Source organism: Halobacillus sp. 12SKB, assembly GCF_052941655.1.
Map to the genome: position 1 here is coordinate 1,382,398 of NZ_JBRFWR010000001.1, position 22,398 is coordinate 1,404,795.

Consider the following 22,398-nt stretch of genomic DNA (forward strand, 5'->3'; position numbering starts at 1 on the left):
CAGTCCTTTTGATTTTTTATCGACCATTATTTTTGAGTGGGTTCTGCAACTTTGACAAGTTGTTTACCAAGGTTCGCTCCTTCAAATAACCCGAAGAACGCATCTGGGATATTTTCAAACCCTTCTGTGATCGTTTCTTCATATTTCAAACGGCCTTCCTGAAGCCATTGAGCTAAGTGGGAGAACCCTTCTTTGAATCGATCCTGATAATCACCGACTGTGAACCCTTTAATGAGTGCACTGGATTTAATCAAGTGCATCTGCATCCGTGGTCCTTGATCGTTCGGAACATTGTAGGATGCGATGGCTCCGCACTGGGCGATGCGTGCGAATTTGTTTAATAATGGGTAGACCGCATCTGAAATATCGCCACCTACATTATCAAAATAAACATCTACGCCATTTGGACAAGCTTCTTCTAGACGCTGAGGCACACTTTCTGATTTGTAGTTGATGACTTCATCAACGCCGAGTTCATTTTTTAAGTACGCTAGTTTTTCATCTGAACCGGCAATACCGACCACATGGCAGCCTGATATTTTACCGATTTGGACAACAGCAGAGCCTACTGCTCCGGCAGCTCCTGATACTACTAATGTTTCGCCTTCTTTTGGCTGTCCGATATCCATCAGTCCGAAATATGCAGTTAATCCAGGCATACCAAGAATTCCGAGAGATGTAGTGACGGGTCCAAGACTTGGATCTACTTTTCTGAGCGTGTCTGCTGGAGCAGCTGCATACTCTTTCCACGGAAGCATCCCTGTGACAATATCACCTTCCTGGAGAGCATCCGCTTTCGATTCCACAATTTCCCCGACGACGCCACCTTCCATAGGTTCGTTCAGTTGGAAGGGAGCAATATACGATTTAGCGGCGCTCATACGGCCTCTCATGTAAGGATCCACGGAGACATAAAGCAGTTTGACGAGTACTTCCCCTTGAGATGGAACAGGGCGCTCAGTTTCTGCCATTTTAATATGTTCATGTGTAGGAGCGGCTTCTGGACGTTTGACTAATTGAATTTCTTTGTTCATTTTTATCACTCTCCTTGTTTGTATCATAACGGGTCGTATCCTTTATAGGGAAATGATATGTTTGAAGATGTAAGGTACGATAGACAAAAGGAGGCGGTAGTGTGAAGGATAGACTTTATAAAAAAGTGAAATTCGTCGAAGGGGAAAACTTCGTAACCATTGAAGATACACGGGATCTTACAGATGAAGAACTGCAACTATTGGCTCTCAAAATTTTAAAAGATCCAACGTTTGATGGAGTGAAAAACCTGACAATCCTTGTTCCCTCCACCTTCAAAGAAGAGACTACAGGTTACATAAAAGGTCTTGGATTCAAGCAACATGATGAGGTTTATTTTTTTCGATGTGACTTGGGTGAAGTAGGTAAGGGCATTGAAGAAGCACAATGTTTTGAATTCCTATCGCTAAGAAAGGAAGAGGAGGTCTCTTTTAAAGAGACGTGGCGCAGATCAATGGAAGGGTCTTTGAACGCTCCCCAGTCCTTGAACATGGAGGAACAAATGAAAAGCGTGAAGAAAGAACTGGGGCCGGGTTATGTGGATACCTGTTTGACTGCTTATGAAAATGGCACCCCTATTGGAGTGGTCATGCCGCACATCGAACCAGGTACAAAGGGAGAAGGGAGAATTTTCTACTTTGGCTTGGTTCCGGAAGAGCGAGGGAAGAACAAAGCGGCTGCTTTGTATAAAGAGGGATTGAACCTACTTAGAAATCATTTCAAAGCTTCCTATAGTATTGGTGCGACAAGTGTCCATAACAGCCCGATGTTGAAAGTTTTCGAGAGATGCGGGTGTACTGTAACGGAAAGGGTTGGCGTGTACAAATACTCCGAGTGAGTGAACACTCCGGCTTCATTCATTGAGGATTAGAAATTTAGAGTAGATAAGGATTTTGGTTGGGAATAAGAAAACGTCCAGGAATCACCTGGACGTTTTTCCTTACGACTCTATGCTTTCTTTCAGTTCTTTGTACTCCTCATCCGTAAAGGCGCGCGAGCGTGTAAGGAATCTTTTTCCTTCGACTCCTTCCAGGGAAAACATCCCTCCGCGCCCCTCGACAACATCAATGATCAGTTGGGTATGCTTCCAATAATCATACTGCTTTTTGTTGATGTAAAAAGGAGTTTCACCGATCTTTCCAAGTAACACATCTTGACTGCCGATCATAAGATCGCCTTCTTCGTAACACATCGGAGAGCTGCCGTCACAGCAACCGCCCGATTGATGGAAAAGAAGAGGGCCGTGTTTTTCTTTCAGCATTTCAATCAGTTCAAGAGCATCGTCCGTCGCTTTTACGCGTTCCACCATCTTTTCAGCTCCTTTCATATGCCGGAGATCAAGGAGTTAGGTTCTCATCTTAAAAGAATCCAAGTTTCTGTGGGCTGTAGCTGACGAGCATATTCTTCGTTTGTTGATAATGGCTGAGCATCATCTTATGGTTCTCCCGGCCAACCCCGGACATTTTGTATCCGCCGAAAGCTGCATGAGCAGGGTAGGCGTGGTAACAGTTGGTCCAAACGCGTCCCGCTTCAATTCCACGGCCGAAACGGTAAGCTGTATTCATATCACGTGTCCACACACCGGCACCCAAGCCGTAAAGCGTGTCATTAGCGATCTTCATGGCTTCTTCTTTATCTTTGAACGTCGTCACAGATAGGACTGGACCGAAGATTTCTTCCTGGAAAATTCTCATACTGTTATCGCCTTTGAATACTGTCGGCTGTACGTAGTACCCGTCTTTGAAGTCGCCTTCCATTTGATTACGAGCTCCACCAGTCAGGCACTCGGCCCCTTCTTCCTTACCGACCTCGAGGTAAGACAAGATTTTCTCTAGTTGTTCGGAGGAAGCCTGAGCACCCATCATTACTTCAGGGTCAAGTGGGTTCCCAGTCTTAATTTCTTTGACGCGTTTGATGGCACGTTCCATAAATTCGTCATAGATGGACTCCTGGATGAGGGCACGAGAAGGACATGTACATACTTCACCTTGATTCAAAGCAAACATGACCATCCCTTCAATGGTTTTATCCAGGAAATCGTCATCTTCACGCATGACATCCTCAAAAATGATGTTCGGTGATTTTCCACCAAGCTCTAAAGTAACAGGAATGATGTTTTGAGAGGCATATTGCATGATCATTCGTCCGGTTGTCGTTTCTCCTGTAAAAGCGATTTTACTGATGCGAGGGCTCTGGGCTAACGGCTTTCCAGCTTCTAAACCGAAACCGTTGACGACATTCAATACCCCTGCAGGCAGCAAGTCTTCAATTAATTCCAGCAAATACATGATCGATGCCGGTGTCTGTTCTGCAGGTTTCAGGACAATCGCATTTCCGGCAGCGAGAGCGGGAGCTATTTTCCATGTCGCCATCAAAAGTGGGAAGTTCCATGGAATGATTTGACCGACGACTCCTAGAGGCTCATTGAAATGATAAGCAATCGTATCGTTATCGATTTCGCCGATCGATCCTTCTTGGGAACGAATGACCGAAGCGAAATAACGGAAGTGATCAACGGCAAGCGGAAGGTCAGCATTCAGAGTTTCACGGACAGCTTTCCCGTTCTCCCACGTTTCCGCAATGGCCAAATTCTCGAGGTTTTCCTCCATGCGGTCTGCAATGCGGTTGAGGACCAAAGAACGATCCGCCACGGACGTCTGTCCCCAGCCATCCTTCGCTTTGTGGGCAGCATCAAGGGCGAGCTCAATATCTTCCTCCGTCGAACGAGCGACCTGACAAAAAGTTTGTCCTGTTACAGGGGTGACATTATCGAAATATTGTCCTTTGACAGGAGCTGTCCATTCTCCGCCAATGAAGTTGTCATAGCGTTGCTTGAACTGAACTTTTGATCCTTCTGTATTAGGAAAAGCATATACCATAAAAACATCCTCCTAGTGATTTACTTTGCAACCGCTTACAAAAAATATTATGTAAGTAGGCGCGCTTACTTTTAAAATTATCACTTGTACAGAATATTGTCAATTTACAGATAAATGTGTGAGAATTTCTGGTACGAACAAAGGAGAAAGATTGTTATAATGAAACTATTCATAGGAAAAAGGAGTTATTAAAGAATGACAACAACTAATCGAGTGATGGTCGTTGATGGCATGGCGCTGCTTTTTCGTGCGTTTTATGCCACGGCAATGAGCAATTATTATATGATCAACAGTAAAGGTATGCCGACCAATGCGGTCTATGGCATGATGAAACACATGTTTACGGCAATAGAAACCTACCAGCCTACGCACGTGGTTTGCTGTTGGGATATGGGGAGTAAGACGTTCCGTAATGATCTTTTTCCCGAGTACAAAGCGAATAGGGGAGCGCCTCCAGAAGAATTGATTCCACAATTTGATTTAGCCAAAGAAGTCGTAGAGGCTCTTGATATTCCTAACGTTGGTCAAGTTGGTTATGAAGCGGATGACTGTATGGGAACCCTGAGTCGGGCGTACAGTGAACATTCCCAGGTCTTCCTATTAACAGGGGATCAGGACCTTCTTCAATTATTGCAGCCGAACGTACATGTCGTCTTATTAAAGAAAGGGTATGGCAATTATGCAGAATATCAAGAGGACACCTTTACAGAAGAAAAAGGTATTACGCCGCAGCAAATGATTGATTTGAAAGCCCTCATGGGTGATTCCAGTGACAACTATCCTGGTGTGAAAGGAATTGGGGAGAAAACCGCTCTTAAGCTTCTTCTTAAATACGAATCCATCGAGGGAATCTTAGAGAATATCGAGGAACTGACAAAAGGTCAGCGTACGAAAATAGAAGACAGTCTGGATATGCTGCATCTATCCAGAAAGCTTGCTGCCATCCATTGTGAAGCGGATGTGGATTGTTCGTTAGAAGAAGCGCTATTTTATATTGATGATAAAAAGATGGGCGCAAAATTTGATGAACTTGAATTTAAAAATTGGGAAAAGAATATCGTACGGATATAAAAAGGTCGGAGGAATGGTTCCTCCGACCTTTTTTCTATAGAAGATCTTTTTTCTGTGTTTTTCGGTAGTTGTTCACTTCTTTAAAATAAATGGCTGCTTTTTTATACATCCGCTTATCATAATAGAGGTTACCAAGCATTTCGCAATAGTTTTTATAATCTCCGTACTGATTATTTTCTCTAGAATAAGGGATAATCTCATTTTCAAGTTTTTCTAAAAAGAAGTCTTCGTGCGTTCTTTCAAGCATTGTGTTTTTGAGTATGAAGAATTTATATATATACGTTTGATTATTATATTCTTCAGCTTTTTTTTCGCCTATTTCAATATATTCCCACGCTTTGTCTTTATGGCCGGCATAATAATGAGTAGAAGCAAGGAGACGAGTGGTATTTACATAGTAGTAGCCATCATTATTCTCTAGTGCGATCTTGTGGGCGCACTCTAGTAATTCAAGTGCTTCAGCATACCTCTCCTGGTTAGCGTAGACATATCCCAAATTATGATAAACTCTTATCTCATCTATGGAGGTAAGGTGGTACTTAGAGATCTTTTTCAACTTCAAGAAATATTCTTCAGCTATCGGAAAAATTTCTAGTGCTCTATAGTTCAATGCTATGGTCATGTAAGTGTCTACAATCCGGCTGTAGTCAAAGTCCTTAATATATCCCTCCAACGCCATTTGAGCATAGTAATTGGACTCTACAGCTGCTCTTGATTGCGAATAAGTGAGAGCCAGGTGAAAGTAAGTTTCACTATCTGTGAAGGGTAGCTTATTTAAAAGCTCTTCTGTTTTGTGGAAATGATGAAGGGCATTTTTTAATTGGTGGTTTTTTAAAAGATAATGAATGCCGACCGTTTTATGGTAGAAAAATTTATATTCATCATTCGTATAGGGATATAAATCATCAATTTCTTTTAAATCTTCATCTGAGAGCGGGCCTTCATTTAACTTCATGGTGTGCCGAGCTTTAACGATGGTATATAAATGATTAAGTTCTGTATTTTGGTTGGATTCTAATGCTTCTGTACATTTCTGAAAGTACTCTTCCATTAATTGGAGGTCTCGACGTTGAATGATTTCATGCCATTCCAGCAACTGCTGATGAATGGATTCATCAAATTCCTGGTTAATATCAGTCAACTTGATATTCAACCGTTCTCCTAACAGACGGTAAATTTCATCACTGGCGTTAATGGTATCATGTTCAATTTTACTCAGATAGGAGACTGAGCAAATTCCTGAGGCGAGTTCTTCTAATGTTAAATTCTTAAATTTGCGGTGTTGTTTAATTAACGAACCTTTCATATTCACTACTCCTTTAAAGCGCCAATTACTTACATTATATCAAAATATCGTTCTATTCAATGTATATGGTTTCCTTTTAAGGGTTTTATAGGAAGGCAAAAGAGGACATATGTAAAAAGCTCAACCACATGTAGTGGTTGAGCTGTTTGATCATGATAGGGTCTTCAGGGCTTCTTCAATTTGCGTATCTCCTGAAATCATCTCAAATGTTTTATGGTAAGCGTTTGGTTCCTGCAGGGATGCAATCATTGTCTTAGCTACGTCTGCTCGAGGAATTGTCCCTCTTTCAACAGTTTCGCCGACTTGTATTTTGCTGGTCCCTTCATCGTTTGTCAAACCGCCTGGGCGTACGATGGTGTAATCAAGCTCTGTAGATTTCAGGTAATCATCCGCCTGCCCTTTCATTTCGAGATAGTGCTTCAATTCTTCAGGGCCTCTTTCTGGATTACCAGCTCCCATGCCGCTCAACATAACAAATTTCTTTATACCCAGATTTTCTGTTGCTTTAGCAAGGTTGATGGCTCCGTCACGATCAACGGCTTCTGTTTGCTCAGCACCTGTGGTTGAGCCTGAACCAGCAGCGAACATGACAGCATCCATCCCTTTGACCGCATAACCGACATCTTTCGTCAGGTCAGCAAGTACTGGAGTACCGCCCAATTTTTCAACCGTTGCTTTTTGTTCTTCTTTACGGATCATGCCATACGGCTCATGACCATCGGCTTTTAAATTTTGAATAAGTAGTCGTCCTGTGTTTCCGTTTGCTCCTGCTACGAGTACCTTCATTTATAATCACGACTCCTTCTGGCAAATAAGATTACAATACTTATTTAGCCCGTTTCCGTATCGGATAAACATACGGACCTGCCATCAAGAAGGGAAGCAAAGCTCCTGGTAGTTACAACGAGCACAGACTCTGGGATCATCCTGCATAGGAAATTGATCGACAGGAAGGGGTTTATTATTTCCTGCATCTTCTAAATAGAGTTTCATCTGCTCCATACTAATCTGGTATAGGTGTTGGACATTGATGAGGTCCTGTTCTGTTAATTGATGTTCGACATGTGTACCATCCACTAAATATTCGTTTCGAATGATGATATCATCAAGAGATTCGATTCCATGCTTGTTTTGTAAATAAAGGGCATAAAGAGCCAGCTGGTTCCGGTCCTCATCGGATGCTTTTCCCGTTTTCCAATCGACAATGATCCACTTGTCATGATCGAGATCTTTGTACACAAGGTCCATCACAATAAAAACCTTCGCTTCGTCTGTCTTGAGGAACCGGAAAGTTTCCGATTCCATAAACTTCATTTGTTCTTTGTTACGCACATCAGTGAAAGTTTTACTGGAGTAAAAATTGGCGACCGTTTTCTGAAGGCGATCCGTTATTTTGCGCACTTTCGCTTCAGGGAGAGTGTCTGACTGACTGTAATAGATTTCGTGAAGCATCGTATAGTGCTTCGGTCGGTTCATCCACAAATGCTCTTTCTTCGTTGATTCAATGAATCCTCGGTTTAAATGGTGGCGGACTTCATCCATAAAATCCTGTTCCGTCATGACCGGTTGGTTTTTTAACACGCGTTGAATGGTTTGATAGATCAAATCGTGGACCACACTTCCGAAGTGCATTTCCAAGTTGGTCATTTTTTTCAAACGGTACGCTTGCTTGGCCAAGGTATCAGCCGAACGGAGCCATCCATTATGGGATACATAATAATCGTACGCATATTTCCTTGAGCAGGATAACATCGTTTTATGCCTGGACAGAGACCAGGATAATTCTGGGTAGGGTTTCACTTCAAACATGAGTAACATCCTTCGTTAGTTTCATAGATTTAGTGTTCCAATTCTATTCTTCAAAACAGAGAGGAGCATCGTGTTGGTATTCTCTCATTGATATTTTATCATGAATGACAACAACGCCTTCTTTTTCTAAAAGTTGACGTTGCCTGGAGGGGTCCTTCACAGCAATTTCTCCTTTTGCATTGACTACACGGTGCCACGGGAGCTCGTGTTTCTCACTCATACTGTGAAGCGCACGGGCCACTTGTCTTGCTGCCCGTGGGTTTCCAGCGCATGCCGCAATTTGTCCGTATGACATGACACGACCTTTTGGAATACTATGGATGATTTGAATGATGCGTTGTGTGAATGGTTGCATAAATCGGCCTCCTTACTTAAATTTACCAGAGGGCAGGTTTCTGTGAATAGAAGCCTTCCTCTATTATTGATACAATTTCTATAGATGACAGAGAGGAGAAGACTAAGATGAGCATACCAAAAGTATTGACAATCGCCGGTTCTGCTGCACAGGGGAGTGCCGGGATTCAAGCAGATCTTAAGACGTTCCAAGAATTCAATGTTTATGGCATGAGTGCAGTTACTGCCATTGTAGCGAATAATAAACAAACAGAACGAGGGATTTTCACGCAGCCAATCGATGCCATAGAAGCACAGATCTATGCTTCATTCGAACATGTGGGAGTCGATGCTCTTAAAACGGGCATGCTGTTCACCGACGATATTATAAAAAATGTGGCCGGTCTTATAAAAGCGTCTGAAGTCACGAATGTAGTGGTCGATCCTGTGATGATTGGAAAGATGGGATCTCAGTTATTAAAAGATGAGGCGATTGAAACCCTGACAAAAGAACTTGTCCCTCTGGCAAAAGTCGTCACCCCAAATTTACATGAAGCGGCAAGAATGCTTCAATGTGAAGTTCCTGAGACTCCCGAAGATATGAAGGTTGTGGCAAGGGACCTTTATCACCTAGGAGCGGAGTATGTGCTTGTAAAAGGAGGCGGTTTAAAAGGATACCCGGCGGTCGACATGCTCTATGACGGATCAAGTATTACCGAGCTTGAAACCGAAAGAGTGGAAACCATTCATACGAGCGGGGCAGGGTGTACGTATTCCGCCGCCATCACAGCAGAACTTGCTAATGGATATTCTGTTGAAGACGCGGTCAGACGGGCGAAGTCATTCGTAACAAGTGCCATTCGCCACGCTTTATCCTTCGACCGCGGTATAGGCTCCACCTATCACGCCGCTCATAGAATAATCAGTGACTAAAGCATATGGCAGTATTCTTGAAGGGTCAGTTTTGAAATGTTTGTGGAGATTTCGGGGCTACGGAAAATATCTCGAATAGTCTTCAAGAATAAGAAGCATATGTATGAGATAAGAAATCCCCTCTTCACAAATGGTGAGAGAGGGGATGAGAATTAACCGTTGACGCGGTCGTATTTATCAATTTGTTTCTTGCGGACAACATCCCAGCGGTTTTCTGGGTGTTCTTTACATTCTGCTGTACATGCGGCATGTTGCTCTTCTTCACATTCTCTACAGCATACATATTGACGGTTACATACCGGGTTACTGCAGTTGATCATACGATCTTCTGCTTTCCCGCAATGTTCGCACTCTGCGATGACCTTTTCTTCCACTTGGTTGATTGGAACAGAGATACGCTCGTCGAACACATACATTTTTCCATCGAAGAGCTCACCTTTGACTTCTGGGTCTTTGCCGTAAGTGGTAATTCCACCTTCAAGCTGATAGACATCTTCGACTCCGTTTTTCTTAAGAATACCTGTCAGTTTCTCGCAGCGGATTCCGCCTGTGCAGTAGGTAAGGACTTTTTTGTCCTTCCACTGGTCAGCATTTTCGGCAATCCATTCAGGGAACTCTCGGGAATGATTGACGTCCGGCTGGATCGCGTTGCGGAAGTGACCGATGCGGTATTCATATTCATTACGGCCGTCAATAACGATGGTATCCTCATCTTTCAGCATTTCATTGAATTCTTTTGGTTTCAAATGTTTACCACCGAACGTTTTTGGATCGATATCATCTTCTTCAATGCTCCAGTTGACCAGCTCAGGTTTCACGCGGCAATGCATTTTCTTGAAAGCGTGTCCTTCATGCTCATCGATTTTGAAGTGGATATCTGCAAAACGCTCATCAGAACGTACATAATTCATATATTCTTCCACTTGTTCAACGGTACCTGAAACCGTTCCGTTCATCCCTTCGTGAGAAACGATGATACGTCCCTTCAAGCCAAGGTCTTTACAGAATTCCAGGTGGTTTTGGCAATATTCTTCATAGTCAGGAAGGTCGACATACTTATAATACAGCAGAACTCGATAATCTTTTGAGCTCATAAGTGATTCCTCCTATATTTATATCTATACAGTAGTAAATAACAGAAATGTCCATACTCCATCATATTCGATTTATATCCGGATTTCAAATGTCAGTTTTTTGAACAAATTCCATACGTCTGATCTTGTATGAATAAAGCCACAGGACCATGGTGGAAGCTGTCATTAAAACGATCAGTGAACTGAACGGCAGGATGAAATTTTCGGCAGTATAAGGTTGTGAACTAACCTCTAATAATATACCGGCAAGAACAGAACCTGTCGCACTTCCGATGAATTGCATCTGTTGTTTGAGTCCGATTCCGGCACCGATCTGCTCTTTAGGGAGTATTCGTGAAACTTCATTGGTCGAACTCGAAGACAAACTGGAGAATCCGAAACTCGTAAACATATAAGCGATCATAATCATATACGGACTTTTTCCAGCAAGGAAAAAGAAGATTAGAGCAGATATCATCAGTAAAGCTTGAGATAAAAATAGAATTTTGATGTTTCCGTAAGCATCAATCAGGCGTCCGACGTAAATCGCGGCTGCAGCTGACAGCATAGCCCCAGGGAAAATAATGAATCCGATGGCGGCTGCCCCACGTCCATACACTTGCTCGAGCATGATCGGCATTAAAAACAGTACAGCGAAGTGTAAAGTAAACCCGATGTAGCTTGTAAAGACAATCCGACGGTAATGGCTGTTTTTAACAAGTTCAGGCTGAATAAAAGGTGCTTTCGTCCGATTCACTCTCCACCATAGGAGAGAGGCAGCCAGAATCCCACCCAGCAAGTAGGAGAGGGTTAAGGTTGAAATGTATAGTAAAAACATAGTGGCTGTGATGCCGGATAGCAAAGCCCCTATGACATCAAAACGCCCTTTCTCAGCTTTTTCAACAGGCATAAACTTGTAAAGGACCGGGATGACGAGGAAAACCATGATGGTGACGATGAACAAGAAGTTCCAATCAAGGTAGTCTGTGATTAAACCTCCGATGACAGGACCAAGGCCAAAACCCAGGGATGTCGCAGAGGCAATCAATGCATAGGCACTTCCTCGTCTAGTCATAGGGATGTACCTTCCGGCGAAGACCATGGATAAACCTGGGATCGCAGCCGCTCCTGCTGCCTGACATAACCGGGCAATCAACAACCAGACATAACTCTCCGCAAAAAATCCGATGATAGAAGAAAGGCTGAAAATACAGATCCCTATCGTTAATAATGTCCGAATCGGCATATAGTCAGACAAGCGTGTAAAGGTAATCGTAAAAATCGCTAACACAATCGAATAGCCGGAAACGATCCATGCGCCTTCTGAAGGCATGAGCGAGAAATCTTTCAATATATTCGGTAAAGCGATATTAAACATCGTTGTGTTCATAACAACAATTAAAATCGTTGCAGCTAATATGAATACCGTACGAAAATGTTCCTGGGAAGGACGAGAAGTCAGTGGCATATCGTCTCTTCTTCCTTTCTATTATTTCATTAGACACTCGAAATACTATACCACATGTTTCCTAGAGAGAAAAACGACAAGCGTAAAAACTCCCGTTGACGGCAGCAACGGGAGTTTATTTATGGTCCAGGAAATAGTTGGATTTCGTTAAATTCCTAAGGTGTGACACTCAGCCAGAGCCTTTGGTTTTATAAGATTTTTGCACCCAGAGTGGACTCAAAATGTGATAAAGCCCATGTATGGCCAGCTTCATTAAAGCTCGCAACTCCATCCTTGTGTACATGAATGTTGTAGCTGAGGTTATAAGCATCGATAGCTGTATGGAGTACACAGATATCTGTGCAGACTCCGACAAGGTGGATATCTGTAATTCCGCGTTCTCTCAATTTCACGTCCAAGTCTGTCCCTGCGAAAGCACTGTAACGGCTTTTATCCATATAAAAGGTGTTCGGCTTTTGCTTGTTTTCTTCATAGATTTTTTTTAGTGAACCGTATAACTCCCGTCCTTTCGTTCCACGAATGTTATGAGGAGGGAAAAGGTCTGTCTCCGGATGGTAAGGGTTACCTTCTTCGTGAACGTCTATCCCGAACACGATAAAATCTTCCTCATTCATAAATGTCTCCGTTACATCATGAATGTACTTTTCCAGAGCTTGAGCGGGTGGTCCGCAAGTCAATGCTCCATCACTTTCTACAAAGTCGTTCGTATAATCGATGATGATTAAAGCACGTTTCATTCTATCCCCTCCCGGTGTCTTTACACTTATCTTAACAGATGTGGAACAAAAAAGTGTTTTTAATAGCCGGGAATATGCTTCGCGGAGGTCACGCTTCTATTCATAGCTATGAATAGAAGCGCCCCAGAGATGACAAGCAGGGTACTTGTCACGAAAAATACCATCGAAAAGCCATAAACCCCTGCAATCATTCCGCCCATGGATGGACCGATGATATTTCCAAGGAAACGGATGCTTGTGTTGTATCCCAATACCTCACCCTGCATAGCGACCGGAGCCTCTTGGCGGATATAAGCGGTCCGGACAGGGATGATGCCGCCAATGGATACACCTAATAAGAAGCGGAGGACAACCAGCTGCCAAATGTTCGTAACGAAGGCAGCGGGGAGGTAAACGATTCCTGCCATGAACAAAAGAGAAACGAGAATTTTCACATAACCGATCCGATCGGCAATTTTCCCCCATTGTTTGGCCATCATCAAGTTCCCAAGCCCTGCAGCTGAAAAGGCGATTCCTGAGAACAAAGCTAAGTTTTCAGGACCATGTAAATCACCGACGAATAATGAAAGAATCGGTTGAATACTGAAGTGGGCCATTTGCACAAATAAAGAAACAATCATGACCATTAATAGGACAGGGTGCTTGAAAATGTGCGCGAGCACTTCTCTGGATTGATAACTGGTTTTCTCATGGTCTCCTTCTTTTTTAATTCGCTGTTCATGAATGCCAAAGAAAACGATGAGAGCAGATAGGGCAACCGTAATGGATACATAGTGAAAAGTGGTGGCATAACCAATCGAATCTGCAATCCAACCTCCGAGCATTGGCCCCATTAAACTTCCGGTTATACTTCCTGTCTGCAAAGAACCTAGAACTTGACCGGCGATATTTTTAGGCGTCTGGGTAGAAATTAATGCTTGTGACATGGGAATGAACCCCGTGAAGATTCCCATGAACAAACGTAGAAGAAAGAGCTGCCAAACGGATGAAACGAATCCCATAAGAAATACGGAGACCGCAAGCCCTGTAGCAGAGATGATCAAAATATTCTTTCTTCCATATTTATCGCCAATCTTTCCCCAAATTGGCGAACATAGAAAAGCAGACACGAACGTGATGCCGAATACCCATCCAGACCAGGTTTGGACATAAGCATCTGTATAATTTCCGAGTTCTTCTATATATAAAGATAAAAACGGCAGGACCATTGTAATACTTCCGGCTATAAAGAAATTGGCAGTCCACATGATCCACAGGTTTCGTTTCGCCTGAGATTTGTTGGTAAGGATAATATCCCTTCTTCCTATTTATTTCGACACCCTAAATATATAACACACTTCCATATAAAGGGGAACTATGAATGACTCAATTCCAGTAATTTTTAACATTTATAAGTTTTTTATTAGTAAGGAAGGGAATTCCAATTATATCGCCTCGTTGTTAACGGTTGCAAAACATGTATATACAAATTATAATCATAGTTAATTGATGTATATACAAGTTTTGAGTGCTTTAATGAAAGCGTTTGAGGAGGAGAAAGATATGTTTAAGAAGTTGTTTGGAAATAAAGAGACAGAATTGAAAGTGGCTTCACCATTAACTGGAAAGAAGGTGGCTTTGGAGGAAGTGCCGGATCCCGTATTTTCTCAGAAGATGATGGGGGAAGGAATTGCAGTGGAACCAAAGGACGGCGAAGTGCTTAGCCCTGTAGAAGGAACGATTGTTCAACTATTCCCAACGAAGCATGCGGTAGGTTTGGAAACGAAAAGTGGTGCGGAAATTCTGATCCATATTGGTCTTGAAACCGTAGCAATGGATGGAGAAGGTTTCGAAGCTTTTGTGTCTCAAGGGGACAAGGTGAAGGTAGGAGATCCATTGATTTCCTTCGATTTGGACCTCGTGAAAGAAAAGGCGAAGAGTACAGTAACACCAATCATTGTCACGAACAGTGATGACTTTGATGTGCAAGTGGCTGACGATGTCGAAGTGAGCGCTGGGTCAACATCATTATTGACTGTAAAGAAAAAATAAACCACGCCGGGAGGTAGAGAAAAATGAATCACAAAAAACAGGCTGAGCAGATTCTGGAAGCCATCGGCGGAAAGGAAAACTTGTCTGCTGCAACCCACTGTGTCACACGTCTGCGTTTGGCGTTACATGATGAAGGTATAGTCGATCAGGAAAAACTGAACAATATTGATGCTGTGAAAGGTTCTTTTTCAACGAACGGTCAGTTTCAAATTGTTGTCGGACAAGGAACTGTGGATAAGGTTTATAAGGAATTCGTAGCTCTTGCTGGTGTCGGTGAATCTTCTAAAGAAGAAGTGAAAGAGGCTTCCAAAGGAAATATGAATCCTCTTCAACGAGCAATCAAGACACTTGCCGATATTTTCATTCCGATTCTACCAGCAATTGTAACCGCTGGTTTACTGCTTGGTATTAATAATATCTTGACTGCGGAAGGAATCTTCTGGGACAAACAGTCCATCATTGATGTGTATCCACAATGGTCAGGAATAGCGAATATGATCATCATCATAGCCAATACTGCCTTCGTGTTCTTACCCGGACTCATTGGGTGGTCCGCGGTTAAAAAGTTCGGTGGTAGTCCGATATTAGGAATTGTTATAGGTCTTGTGCTTGTACACCCTGATTTGTTGAATGCCTGGACATATGGGGATGCCGTGGCTGAAGGCTCTGTACCAACCTGGGATTTATTCGGGTTAACCGTTGAGAAAATCGGTTACCAGGGGCAAGTCCTGCCTGTCCTTGTGGCGTCGTATTTGTTAACTAAAATAGAACTATTCTTACGTAATCGTATCCCTGATAACATACAATTGCTGTTCGTCGGTCCGATTTCCTTGTTAGTGACTGGTTTCTTGACGTTCATCATCATTGGACCGATTACATTTGCTATCGGTAACTGGATCACAGACGGTCTTGTTGCCACTTTTGATACATTCGCATGGTTAGGCGGTCTTATTTACGGCGGTTTATACGGCGTGCTCGTGATTACCGGGATGCACCATACATTCCTGGCTGTTGACATTCAGTTGGTGGGAAGCACGGGAACTACATTCTTGTGGCCGATGCTTGCTCTATCCAACATCGCTCAAGGTTCTGCCGCATTTGCCATCTGGCTCGCTTCAAAAGACGATAAGCTTAAAGGTTTAAGTGTATCTTCAGGTATTTCTGCATGGCTAGGGATTACGGAACCAGCATTATTCGGGGTGAACCTGCGCTTTAAGTATCCATTCATTATAGCCATCACCTCTTCCGCTCTTGCCGGTCTTTATATCTCAGCCCAAGGTGTATTGGCAAGTTCCATCGGAGTCGGTGGAGTTCCGGGGATCTTCTCAATTGTTGCGGAATACTGGCTGGACTTTACCATCGGAATGGTCATCGTCATTGTCCTTCCGCTCGTAGGTACGTATCTCTATGCAAAGCGTAAAAAAGACGTATAAAAAATTTAAAAACGGTGGTGCTACAATGATTGAACAACCTTGGTGGAAAAAAGCTGTCGTTTATCAAATTTATCCGAAAAGCTTCAATGACACGACAGGAAACGGTGTCGGTGATATTCAGGGAATTATTGAAAGATTAGATTACTTGCATAAACTCGGGGTCGATGTCCTTTGGCTGACCCCGATGTACAAGTCTCCTCAAAATGATAATGGATATGATATCAGTGACTATTACGACATTCACGATGAATACGGGACGATGCAGGACTTTGAAAGACTGCTTGAAGAAACGCACAACCGTGGGATGAAACTCATCATGGACATCGTCGTTAACCACACGTCTACGGAACACCAATGGTTCCAGGAGGCTAAAAAGTCAAAAGAAAATCCTTATCGTGACTATTATATCTGGCGTGACCCTGTGAATGGGGAAGAGCCGACGAATTGGCAGTCTAAATTCGGTGGTAATGCGTGGGAGTACGATGAACAAACAGGTCAGTATTACTTGCACTTGTTCGATGTCACTCAAGCCGATTTAAACTGGGAAAACGAACAGATGCGTGAAGATATCTATGAAATGATGCGTTTCTGGGGTGAAAAAGGAGTGGATGGCTTCCGTTTGGATGTCATCAACCTGATCTCCAAAAATCAGGAATTCCCGAATGATGATGGTAGTGTCGCGCCGGGAGATGGCCGTAAATACTATACAGATGGCCCACGTGTCCATGAATTCATGCAGGAAATGAACCGTGAAGTTTTTAAACCCTATGACCTGATGACAGTCGGAGAGATGTCTTCGACGAGCATTGAGCACTGCATTAAATACACGGCTCCTGAACGCGATGAATTGAGCATGACGTTCAACTTCCACCATCTCAAGGTGGATTATCCGAACGGTGAAAAATGGACGGTCGCTGATTTCGATTTCCATGAGTTGAAGCAGATCCTTTCGAAGTGGCAGCGTGAAATGAACAAAGGAAATGGCTGGAACGCTTTATTCTGGTGTAACCACGATCAGCCTCGTGTATTGTCAAGATTCGGGGATGATGAGACTTTTCCTGAAGAATCTGGAAAAATGCTTGCCACCACCATCCATATGATGCAAGGAACGCCTTACATTTACCAAGGAGAAGAATTTGGGATGACCAATCCTAAGTTCGAAAGCATTGAACGTTACCGAGATGTCGAATCGCTGAATATGTATGAAGAGTTCAAAGCAAAAGGGTTCAGTGAAAAGGAAATTATTGAGATTTTAAAACAGAAATCTCGTGATAACTCCCGTACTCCTGTACAATGGAATAGAGAAGAAAATGCCGGCTTTACTGAAGGAACTCCGTGGATTGATGTAGCAGATAACTATAAAGAAATCAATGCAGAAGTGGTGATGAACAAAGAAGATTCCATCTTCAATCACTATCAAAAATTGATCGAATTACGTAAGTCTCACGATATCATTACACATGGCGATTATCGCTTGTTGAAACCAGGCCACAATCACGTATTTGCTTATCTACGTGAATGGAATGGAGAACAGTTGCTTGTTGTGAATAACTTCTACGGCGAAGAAACGACATTCACATTACCAGAAGATGTTCAGATATCTGGTGAGGCTGACATCCTTCTGAGCAACTATGATGATTCTACAAAAGATTACCGAGACATCAGCCTTCGCCCATACGAGTCGGTCGTTTATCATCTTACCGATAAATAGGTGAGGGGGCGCAATATGAAAAACAAATATGTCGAGATTTATCATAAACTCGTGAAAGATATTCAGAAGGGAGAGTACACAGCAGGTGATACTCTCCCTTCTGAACACGATTTGTGTGCAAGATTCGAGACATCGAGAGAAACGATTCGTAAAGCTTTGAACCTGCTTTCACAGAATGGATACATTCAGAAAGTGCGTGGGAAGGGATCCGTTGTTCTTGACCGTGATAAATTCGAGTTTCCGGTTTCAGGTTTGACAAGCTTCAAAGAGCTTTCAGAGCGGTTGGGGCAAAGTTTTCAAACACATGTACATGAGCTCACCCTTGTTAAAGAGGCGGAAATTTGCCGTCAGCTCAATTGCAAGGAAGGTTCTCATCTTTGGAAAATTGTACGTTCAAGGGAAATCGGCGGAGAACGTATCATTTTAGATAGAGATTTTATAAGACATGACCTTGTACATGACCTTACTAAGGAAATTGCTCAAACGTCCCTTTATCATTATATTGAAAATGAACTGGGACTTGATATCAGCTTTGCGAAGAAAGAGATCGTGATCGAGCCCGTGACGGCTGAAGATGAAGAATTCCTGGATTTGAATGGACATGAGCAAGTCGTTGTTATTCGTAGTTATGTCTATTTAGGAGATACAACCGCTTTTCAGTTTACAGAATCCAGACACAGACCAGATAAATTTCAATTTGTAGACTTTGCACGAAGAACGAAGGTGTAAAGGAAAGAGGGACCAGTTTTTGGTCTCTCTTTGTTTTTTTATCGTTACACGTTAAAATAGGAATATCGAATAGTAAGGACGAGGTGGGCAAATTGTTCGTAATTGGGGCAACAAAAAAGTTACAAAACGAAATCAATCAACCGATCGAAGATGTAGAAGGATATACGGATGTACCAGAAATATACAAGTGGCATGCAAATGTCGTTACCATTAACCGCAGAAAATGTCTTCTTGTAATGAATAATGCAACAGGTCTGAACCTGACGTTGTTCGGTTTAAGAAAACAGCAATTTGAACATCTTGACAATGTCATAAAAGGCTCACTAAAGCAATTGTTTCAACTATTAGGGATAGAGAAAAGAATTGCTGATCAAATGCTGGGGGCGGCTGATGAAATCGTTTATACGAAAACGAACAGCCGGAAAGTTCTCGGTATGCTGAATGAAATTAAATTCTTCTCTGAGGATATGGCAGCAGGAACAGCGTACGAGGATTTAGATGCTGCTGAAATTAATAAATATAATAATATAAAACTTGTATTTTCTAATTTGGATCAAATCACTCCTTATAAAGAATTTATTCGTTACTTCGAAAAGCAGTAGTGCCAAGGCGCTGCTGCTTTTTTGTTACTTTTGAACGCTCACTTGATTACATTTCCTTTAAGAAGGATTTTCTAGCTCAGGTGGATAATAATAATAAAGGGTTATGTTTCTTTGATACACACGAGGGTATATTACATAACAAAGATTTCTTAAAATGGAGGGTTATTGAATGTTTTTCAAATCTTATTTTGATGAAGAGCTAGCACAAATGTCTTATATGATTGGTTGTCAGAAGACAGGAGAGGCCATGGTCATTGACCCTGCGCGGGATTTATCACCTTATTATGAAACAGCCAAAAAAGAAGGATTCGATCTTTCTGTGGCTGCAGAAACCCATATCCACGCAGACTTTCTTTCTGGTGCAAGAGAACTGGCAAATGAGAAGAATCTGAAACTATACCTATCCGATGAAGGTGATGATGATTGGAAGTATCAGTACCTTGATGAAATCAATCATACACTCGTAAAAGATGGCGATGAAATTTATGTAGGGAATGTCAGACTTGATGTGATCCACACCCCTGGTCACACGCCTGAAAGTCTTTCTTTCTTATTGACTGATGAAGGGGGAGGTTCCTCGGTGCCTATGGGAATCTTCACAGGCGATTTTGTCTTCGTTGGTGATGTGGGGCGACCAGATTTACTCGAAAAAGCAGCCGGAGCAGAAGGAACGGCAAGCAAAGGAGCGACGGATATGTATCAATCCGTCCAACGCTTCAAAGAACTTCCTGATTACGTGCAAGTTTGGCCGGGGCACGGAGCGGGAAGTGCTTGCGGTAAATCATTAGGAGCCGTCCCTTCTTCAACAGTGGGATATGAAAAAGAAAACAACTGGGCGTTAAAACACACCGATGAAAAAGCATTCACTGAAGAATTACTGGATGGTCAACCTGAACCGCCGAAATATTTTGCCATGATGAAAAAACTAAATAAAGAAGGCCCATCTCTTGAAAAGGAAAGAGAGGTGAAGGGGATTTCCGTATCAGATGTGAATCGCTACATGTCTGATGAGTACATGGTGGTGGATACTAGACCTTCATCTGAATTCTCGAACGGTCATTTAAAAGGAACAATCAACATCCCTTACAATCGATCATTTACAAATTGGGCAGGTTGGTTGATTGAATATGATCAAAAGATCGTAGTTATTTCTTCTAACGAAACCATACCGGCAATTAAACGTTCTTTAGAGTCCATAGGGCTGGATGACCTTGTTGGCTATGTGGATGAATCAGAAGTTAATGACTATGGCGGATTGGAAACGTATGCAAGCATTACAGCAGAAGAGCTCGAAAACAAATTCAGAGGACACGAAGATTATGTCATCATCGATGTGAGAAATGATAGTGAATGGGACGATGACCATATTGAGGAAGCCCAGCATATTATGCTCGGAAAGCTGAAAGAGAGTATGGAAGATATACCTTCCGATAAAACGCCGATTGTCCATTGTCAGTCAGGTATGAGATCAGCGATTGCCGCAAGTTTATTGCAGGCCTATGGATATAAGGATGTATTGAATCTGAAAGGCGGATTTGCAGCCTGGAAAAAGCATAAAGGAAAAGTGAATTCGTAACTAGTGAAAAGTCTGCCTCATCAGGGGCAGGCTTTTTTATGCAAAAAAAAGACCTCTACCATAAAGATAGAGGCAAAAGTTTGTATAGGTATAGGATTAGGGGAGGTGTTAATTATATAAAAATTGAATTAACACACAAAATTAAACTTGATCATAAGATAATGGTTGTGGGTAAGCATCTTCAGCACTGTCTTGAATGCCTGGTGTGAATGCTGCAGTTGCTAAAAATGCTACAATTCCAATAAGAGCTAGAAACTTTTTCATAACAAAATACCTCCTAAGTGGGAATGTTTATTTAACAATTGAATTGCTAACCTTAGATAAGTTGTTGATTTTTTGTACATCCGTTTTTTTTCAAGTAAATCCGAGAGGACCATTGAATAACGGATAATATATATGTGTTCCTTCTTAGATTGGAAGTATGGTACCACAGTTTCTTCCAAATAATCTAAAGTAGAAGGATCATTATTAATAATCATCTTATAAAATTTAAAGTGAAGTTCATGAGGCTTAGATTGAAGTTTTCTTAATTCCTTCTCACCTTCAAGTATCCACTCCATGCACCCATCATAATCTTCAAATCGATAGTGTTCTAAGATCAAACTGTGAATGGTAGTTAACAAATAAGATTGTTTATAAGTTGTGTCAGAGTCATTGTATTGAATACTTTTTTTATAATTGTGTATAGCAGATAGGTGATTCCCAATTCTAGATTCTAATGTTCCAATATTAATGTAAACTAAATTCAACTGGTTGCGGTCCATAGTCTGGGTAGCAATTTTTCTTGCACTATTGAAATTCTCAAAGGATTTAGCGTAATTCTTCAGCTTACTATAGTTAATCCCTTGAAGAATATGGCAATCAGCGCTTTTCTCTAGGTCATAACGGGCTTGAAAGATTTCCAATGCCTGATCGACATAAAAAACTGAAGCTGATATATGATTAGCCTGACTAGTACTAAGAGCTAAAATATAATACAAGTCACTCTGTTCCCAATCACTAAGCAGTTGCGATAAAGATGAACCGTAATTTTTAGCTTCCATAAGTTGTTGGAAAGAATTTTCATAATTCCCTCTGTAATATTCGAGTAAACCTGTGCTTAAATGGAAGTAATACCTCATCTCTTCATCAAATGTATCCTCATGTTGACGGATATTTTTCCATGCTTCATAAGCCTCCTCCACCTCGTTTTCTAACAGCAGATGGCGAATGCGGAACAGCTCGAAAAATATATACAAATGATGATTATTCAGCGTATCTTTTTGTTGTTTGAGTTCTTCCTTTAATTCCCTGGCCTCTTCTTTCCGTTTAAAGACGATCATCTCATACCATTCCTTCAATTTTTCCTTGGAAGGATGGTGATAAGAAGAGTCGTGGAAATCAAGTCCTAGACGTTCGTAGAGGTGTTCAAGTACCTCGGACGCGGGAACGGTTTGGTCGTTCTCAATCTTAGACAAATACGCCGGCGAGATTATTCCATCTGCAAGCTGGTTCTGTGTTAAACCCTGCTTCACGCGATGGAATCGAAGCACTTTACCATATTCCATTTTTCTCACACCTAGTTGATCAACTGTTGATTTTTCAGAGTTTTTGCTCTTTCAAATCTATATTTAGAATACATGTTCGTTCTGGGATTTTCAACAAAATTCACTAGTTTCCCAAGTTGGGGATTTTT

General features: G+C 42.0%; 22 protein-coding genes. 9 read left to right on the forward strand and 13 right to left on the reverse strand.

Annotated features, from left to right (window positions below; genetic code table 11):
• Positions 1-26: 26 nt before the first annotated feature.
• Positions 27-1,034, reverse strand: a complete 1,008-nt coding sequence (locus tag ACQ4XT_RS06810; RefSeq protein ID WP_446853012.1) for an NADP-dependent oxidoreductase — start codon at positions 1,032-1,034, stop codon at positions 27-29.
• A 101-nt stretch (positions 1,035-1,135) separates the two neighbouring features.
• Between ACQ4XT_RS06810 and ACQ4XT_RS06815 the strand changes: the two genes are divergently transcribed.
• Entirely contained in the window at positions 1,136-1,870 is a 735-nt protein-coding gene (locus ACQ4XT_RS06815; protein WP_446853013.1) for a GNAT family N-acetyltransferase, read from the forward strand.
• Between the two features lie 102 nt (positions 1,871-1,972).
• Here the strand turns inward: ACQ4XT_RS06815 and ACQ4XT_RS06820 are convergent, their stop codons facing one another.
• Together ACQ4XT_RS06820 and adh are read right to left on the reverse strand one after the other, a co-directional pair.
• On the reverse strand, positions 1,973-2,341 hold the full coding sequence (locus ACQ4XT_RS06820) for a DUF779 domain-containing protein (RefSeq protein ID WP_446853014.1): 369 nt from the start codon (positions 2,339-2,341) through the stop codon (positions 1,973-1,975).
• Positions 2,342-2,390: 49 nt separating this feature from the next.
• Positions 2,391-3,911 carry an aldehyde dehydrogenase gene (gene adh, locus ACQ4XT_RS06825; RefSeq protein WP_446853015.1) on the reverse strand — a complete coding sequence of 507 codons (1,521 nt, stop codon included), beginning with the start codon at positions 3,909-3,911 and terminating at the stop codon, positions 2,391-2,393.
• Between the two features lie 195 nt (positions 3,912-4,106).
• On the opposite strand from adh, the gene ACQ4XT_RS06830 reads away from it, so the two are divergent.
• Positions 4,107-4,982, forward strand: a complete 876-nt coding sequence (locus ACQ4XT_RS06830; RefSeq protein WP_446853016.1) for a 5'-3' exonuclease — start codon at positions 4,107-4,109, stop codon at positions 4,980-4,982.
• A gap of 34 nt (positions 4,983-5,016) precedes the next feature.
• Here the strand turns inward: ACQ4XT_RS06830 and ACQ4XT_RS06835 are convergent, their stop codons facing one another.
• The 4 genes from ACQ4XT_RS06835 to ACQ4XT_RS06850 form a co-directional block, all read right to left on the reverse strand.
• On the reverse strand, positions 5,017-6,288 hold the full coding sequence (locus tag ACQ4XT_RS06835) for a tetratricopeptide repeat protein (RefSeq protein ID WP_446853017.1): 1,272 nt from the start codon (positions 6,286-6,288) through the stop codon (positions 5,017-5,019).
• A 150-nt stretch (positions 6,289-6,438) separates the two neighbouring features.
• Positions 6,439-7,074 carry an SDR family oxidoreductase gene (locus ACQ4XT_RS06840; protein WP_446853018.1) on the reverse strand — a complete coding sequence of 212 codons (636 nt, stop codon included), beginning with the start codon at positions 7,072-7,074 and terminating at the stop codon, positions 6,439-6,441.
• Positions 7,075-7,158: 84 nt separating this feature from the next.
• Positions 7,159-8,097 carry a PD-(D/E)XK nuclease family protein gene (locus ACQ4XT_RS06845; RefSeq protein ID WP_446853019.1) on the reverse strand — a complete coding sequence of 313 codons (939 nt, stop codon included), beginning with the start codon at positions 8,095-8,097 and terminating at the stop codon, positions 7,159-7,161.
• 43 nt (positions 8,098-8,140) lie between these two features.
• Entirely contained in the window at positions 8,141-8,452 is a 312-nt protein-coding gene (locus ACQ4XT_RS06850) for an MGMT family protein (protein WP_446853020.1), read from the reverse strand.
• A gap of 107 nt (positions 8,453-8,559) precedes the next feature.
• On the opposite strand from ACQ4XT_RS06850, the gene thiD reads away from it, so the two are divergent.
• Positions 8,560-9,363: a bifunctional hydroxymethylpyrimidine kinase/phosphomethylpyrimidine kinase gene (gene thiD / locus ACQ4XT_RS06855; RefSeq protein ID WP_446853021.1), complete on the forward strand. Its 804-nt coding sequence runs from the start codon at positions 8,560-8,562 to the stop codon at positions 9,361-9,363.
• 152 nt (positions 9,364-9,515) lie between these two features.
• Here thiD and trhO read toward each other — a convergent pair whose 3' ends face one another.
• The 4 genes from trhO to ACQ4XT_RS06875 all read right to left on the reverse strand — a co-directional run bounded on the left by trhO (position 9,516) and on the right by ACQ4XT_RS06875 (position 13,888).
• Positions 9,516-10,457, reverse strand: a complete 942-nt coding sequence (gene trhO / locus ACQ4XT_RS06860) for an oxygen-dependent tRNA uridine(34) hydroxylase TrhO (RefSeq protein ID WP_446853022.1) — start codon at positions 10,455-10,457, stop codon at positions 9,516-9,518.
• 85 nt (positions 10,458-10,542) lie between these two features.
• On the reverse strand, positions 10,543-11,904 hold the full coding sequence (locus ACQ4XT_RS06865) for an MFS transporter (protein ID WP_446853023.1): 1,362 nt from the start codon (positions 11,902-11,904) through the stop codon (positions 10,543-10,545).
• A gap of 188 nt (positions 11,905-12,092) precedes the next feature.
• Positions 12,093-12,641 carry a cysteine hydrolase family protein gene (locus tag ACQ4XT_RS06870; protein ID WP_446853024.1) on the reverse strand — a complete coding sequence of 183 codons (549 nt, stop codon included), beginning with the start codon at positions 12,639-12,641 and terminating at the stop codon, positions 12,093-12,095.
• A 59-nt stretch (positions 12,642-12,700) separates the two neighbouring features.
• A complete protein-coding gene (locus ACQ4XT_RS06875) occupies positions 12,701-13,888 on the reverse strand; it encodes an MFS transporter (RefSeq protein WP_446853025.1) in 1,188 nt (395 codons plus the stop codon).
• A gap of 295 nt (positions 13,889-14,183) precedes the next feature.
• Here ACQ4XT_RS06875 and ACQ4XT_RS06880 point away from each other — a divergent pair, with 295 nt between their 5' ends.
• The 6 genes from ACQ4XT_RS06880 to ACQ4XT_RS06905 all read left to right on the forward strand — a co-directional run bounded on the left by ACQ4XT_RS06880 (position 14,184) and on the right by ACQ4XT_RS06905 (position 20,723).
• Complete coding sequence (locus ACQ4XT_RS06880) at positions 14,184-14,672, forward strand: PTS sugar transporter subunit IIA (protein ID WP_446853026.1); 489 nt, start codon at positions 14,184-14,186, stop codon at positions 14,670-14,672.
• A gap of 23 nt (positions 14,673-14,695) precedes the next feature.
• Entirely contained in the window at positions 14,696-16,105 is a 1,410-nt protein-coding gene (gene treP, locus ACQ4XT_RS06885) for a PTS system trehalose-specific EIIBC component (protein WP_446853027.1), read from the forward strand.
• A 25-nt stretch (positions 16,106-16,130) separates the two neighbouring features.
• Positions 16,131-17,816, forward strand: a complete 1,686-nt coding sequence (treC, locus tag ACQ4XT_RS06890; RefSeq protein WP_446853028.1) for an alpha,alpha-phosphotrehalase — start codon at positions 16,131-16,133, stop codon at positions 17,814-17,816.
• 15 nt (positions 17,817-17,831) lie between these two features.
• On the forward strand, positions 17,832-18,545 hold the full coding sequence (gene treR / locus ACQ4XT_RS06895) for a trehalose operon repressor (protein WP_446853029.1): 714 nt from the start codon (positions 17,832-17,834) through the stop codon (positions 18,543-18,545).
• A gap of 83 nt (positions 18,546-18,628) precedes the next feature.
• Positions 18,629-19,147: a DUF6933 domain-containing protein gene (locus ACQ4XT_RS06900; protein WP_446853030.1), complete on the forward strand. Its 519-nt coding sequence runs from the start codon at positions 18,629-18,631 to the stop codon at positions 19,145-19,147.
• A 169-nt stretch (positions 19,148-19,316) separates the two neighbouring features.
• Positions 19,317-20,723, forward strand: a complete 1,407-nt coding sequence (locus ACQ4XT_RS06905) for an MBL fold metallo-hydrolase (protein WP_446853031.1) — start codon at positions 19,317-19,319, stop codon at positions 20,721-20,723.
• A gap of 141 nt (positions 20,724-20,864) precedes the next feature.
• Here the strand turns inward: ACQ4XT_RS06905 and ACQ4XT_RS06910 are convergent, their stop codons facing one another.
• Both ACQ4XT_RS06910 and ACQ4XT_RS06915 read right to left on the reverse strand, forming a co-directional pair.
• Positions 20,865-20,987, reverse strand: coding sequence for a hypothetical protein (locus ACQ4XT_RS06910; RefSeq protein WP_446853032.1), 123 nt, complete (start codon positions 20,985-20,987; stop codon positions 20,865-20,867).
• Positions 20,984-22,270: a helix-turn-helix domain-containing protein gene (locus ACQ4XT_RS06915; RefSeq protein ID WP_446853033.1), complete on the reverse strand. Its 1,287-nt coding sequence runs from the start codon at positions 22,268-22,270 to the stop codon at positions 20,984-20,986. Before ACQ4XT_RS06915 ends, ACQ4XT_RS06910 begins: the two co-directional genes overlap by 4 nt.
• Between the last annotated feature and the right edge of the window lie 128 nt (positions 22,271-22,398).